General features: G+C 65.4%; 2 protein-coding genes. One reads left to right on the top strand and one right to left on the bottom strand.

Annotation, left to right across the window (positions count from 1 at the left end):
- The first annotated feature begins 388 nt into the window (after nucleotides 1-388).
- Nucleotides 389-868, top strand: a complete 480-nt coding sequence (locus AC1RQF_RS24405; RefSeq protein WP_492873147.1) for a hypothetical protein — start codon at nucleotides 389-391, stop codon at nucleotides 866-868.
- 57 nt (nucleotides 869-925) lie between these two features.
- Here the strand turns inward: AC1RQF_RS24405 and gabP are convergent, their stop codons facing one another.
- Nucleotides 926-2,323: a GABA permease gene (gene gabP / locus AC1RQF_RS24410; protein ID WP_274000961.1), complete on the bottom strand. Its 1,398-nt coding sequence runs from the start codon at nucleotides 2,321-2,323 to the stop codon at nucleotides 926-928.
- Between the last annotated feature and the right edge of the window lie 421 nt (nucleotides 2,324-2,744).

Consider the following 2,744-nt stretch of genomic DNA (forward strand, 5'->3'; position numbering starts at 1 on the left):
AAACGACCTCCTGGTTCAGGGTCAAGTTTGCCGCAAAACTCGCACTCGGATTGGTCCAGAATTCCTAAAGCGGATCACACCATGCCCGCCCTCGGCGCCCAGTTCATTCACCCTGCGCGCTTTCATCTTCGGCAATCCCGGCGCATCCATCTCGCGGCCGGCGAAGCGTCGACCTGCCAGCCGAAGCATCGCCCGCCGCACTCATCATCACTCGCGCCGTTTAATGCATTTTCGAAAACAATGACAAGGCAAAAACACCATCGAAAATCAAATAAACCCGATATTAAAAGCGGAATCCGCCATTACAATAAATCGCCTTCGACATCCGCACAAAACACCGAAGGCGCCGAAGTCGCTTTATACGATCAATCATATAAGGGGCTGGCCCATGAAAATTCACCGCAAGTCATTCCGAGCCATTTACGCCGCACTCGCCGCGTGCGTTCTGCACGCGGGTCCGCTCTACGCGCAGGCGCTTCCCGGGATTCCCAATCCCGCCGCCGTCGGCCTGACGCCGGGCGTCGGCCAGAACGGCGCGCCGACCGTTTCCGCGTGCCTCTACGACTACCGCACCGGCGTGATTCCCGGCTTTCCCGCCCAGATCACCTCGGGTTGGATCGTCACCAATCAGCGCAGCAATCCGACCTGTATTCCGCCGGGCGGACTTCCGGGTCCCAATTGGCAGGAAATGACTTATTTCAACAACATGCCGGTCGGCTCAAGCTTTTCCGCATGCTGGAATTATTCGTGGCCGTCCAACTGGAATCCCGTCGGCTACGCCACCGATACGTCGAAGTGCGGTTACTTTGCCGGCGGCCCGATCCCGGGCGCCGCACCCAACGTCGTGTTCCTGAAGCGGGTGATGTAACGCCCGCGCGGCCGCCCGGCTCGCGCCGGCGCGGCCGCGATTCAAGCCCCGGACGCCTCAGCGCGCACGGGCCGACACCTGCCCGGCCCCGCCGCGCGCCTGCCGCGCCCGGCGATTCAGCCACGACGCGAACACCACCAGCGCCGCGAGCACGGCGGTCGCGCTCACTTCCATCCGATGGTCCTCGCGCAGCAGCATCGCGATCAGCACGCCGCAGATGAACAGGATCACCGCCCACGTGAGCCACGGGAAACACCACATCCGCAGCCCCGGCTGCGCGCCGCCCGCGTCGAGCGTCGCGCGCATCCGCAGCTGCGACACCGCGATCACCAGATAGACGAGCAGCGCGATCGCGCCCGAGGTCGCGAGCAGGAAACCGAACACCTGCTCCGGCATCACGTAGTTCGCGATCACCGTCACGAAGCCGAACGCGGTCGATGCGAGTACCGCCGCGCGCGGCGTGCCCGATGCGTCGGTGGTGCGCAGAAGCGCGGGCGCGTCGCCGCGCCGCGACAGCGAAAACATCATCCGCGACGCCGTATATAGCGCGGAATTCAGGCAGCTCGCGACCGACACCAGCACGATCACGTCGATGATGCCCTTCGCGTGCGGCACGCCGATCAGCTCCATCGCCCGCTGATAGGAGCCGTGCGCCGGCAGCAGCGGGTCGTTCCACGGCACCAGCGCCGCGACGACGAAGATCGAACCGAGATAGAACAGCGAGATCCGCCAGATCACCGAATTGGTCGCGCGCACGATCTGGCGCTCCGGATTGTCGGATTCCGCCGCGGCGATCGTGACGATCTCAGTGCCGAGGAACGAGAACATGGTCGTGAGCATCGCCGCCAGCACCGCGCCGAGGCCGTTCGGCATGAAGCCGCCCGCACCCGCGAGACGCGCTGCGCCCGATACGTTCGAGCCCGGCAACACGCCGAGGATCGCCGCGCCGCCGACGCACAGGAACACGACGATCGCGATCACCTTGATCAGCGCGAACCAGAATTCGAACTCACCGTAATGCTTGACCGAGAACAGGTTGGTCAGCGTCAGCGCGGAGGTGATGCCGAGCGCGAAGATCCAGGTCGCGACGCCCGGGAACCACGCATTCAGGATCGTCGCGGCGGCGGTCGCCTCGATCGGGATCACGAGCACCCAGAACCACCAGTACAGCCAGCCGATCGTGAAGCCCGCCCAGTGGCCGATCGCGCGATCCGCGTAGGTCGAGAACGAACCGCTGTCCGGATGCGCGATCGCCATCTCGCCGAGCATGCGCATCACGAGCACCACCAGCAGCCCGGCGATCCCGTATGCGATCAGCGCGGCCGGCCCGGCCTCCGCGATCGCGTGGCCGGAGCCGACGAACAGGCCCGCGCCGATCACGCCCGCGATCGACAGCATGGTCACGTGGCGCTGCTTGAGACCGGTGCCGAGCCCGGTGCCATTCTTTTCCTTCATGTCCCCTCCAAAACGACGGCTGCGAGAGCCTGCTGCTGGAATGCGTCCGCGCCCCGGTTCTTGTCGCGGGGTCGCGGGCTGTGTGTATCGATCGGGAATGCCGTCCAATGCGCGACGGACGAGCGCGCGATCGCGCGTCGATGTGCGATCGCAGCGCCTGTCCGAATCGGCGGCGCAGGCCGCCCGTATCCGTCCGATGATTGCCTGCGCGTGGCGAAACCGATGCAGTGTAAGCAGCAATGGTTCAGCCACTAAGAGCCAATTGATGCCACTCGATAGAACCACTTTGCGACGCGCCGGCAATCGCAGCTCGCCGTGGGGCGACCAGAACAGTCGCGCGGCCGCGCCGCGCCCGGGTTCGGCGGGCCGCGAGGCGCACCGGACAGCAGTGTTCAGCAGCACCTCGCGAACACGGCAACGC

The organism is Burkholderia sp. GW821-FHT14F03, from assembly GCF_058803765.1.

Excerpts from the sequence above, each read along its gene's own strand:
- gabP (WP_274000961.1), bottom strand. The coding sequence starts at position 2,323 with ATGAAGGAAAAGAATGGCACCGGGCTCGGCACCGGTCTCAAGCAGCGC.
- AC1RQF_RS24405 (WP_492873147.1), top strand. The coding sequence starts at position 389 with ATGAAAATTCACCGCAAGTCATTCCGAGCCATTTACGCCGCACTCGCC.